At 64.0% G+C, this 458-nt stretch carries 1 protein-coding gene; it reads right to left on the bottom strand.

Features of this window, described 5'->3' with window-relative positions; translation table 11 throughout:
• A partial coding sequence (locus ACVYAD_RS25110; RefSeq protein WP_476428294.1) for a hypothetical protein occupies positions 1-458 on the bottom strand: 458 nt, incomplete at both ends.

Here is a 458-nt window from a genome sequence, read left to right on the forward strand (position 1 = left end):
CTCCTGCAACAGCGCAGGTGCATCGATGGCCGCGCCATCGCGCGCCACCAGCTGGCCCCGGGCGTTGTAATCCACCCCGAAGATATCCGCCAGCGTGGTGTCGGCGCCGACCCCAGCCAGTCGGCCCAGCAGCCGGTTTTGCAACTGGCGCGGCAGATCGGCCGGAGTGAAGGTAAAGGTGGTCTTGGCCTGCCCGGTCGACGTGAACTCCTGGGTCAGGATCCCGAACAGGGAACCCAGGTTGGTGTCCAGGATCGCCTGGATGTTGTCGCCAAACACGAAGTTCCAGTTGCCCGTGGTGACCTGGATATCGGCCCCCTGTCCGGCCACCGCGAAGTTGAACGCCAGCTTCTCGTTGGCCTGGCGCAGCTTGTCCGCCCGGCTCAGAGGTCCCTGTTCACCTTTACCACCGCCAGAGATGCGCTTGTTGAACTCCTTGTTGAGGGTCGCCTCCAGAT

It is taken from the genome of Lysinibacillus sp. G1-3, from assembly GCF_056322905.1.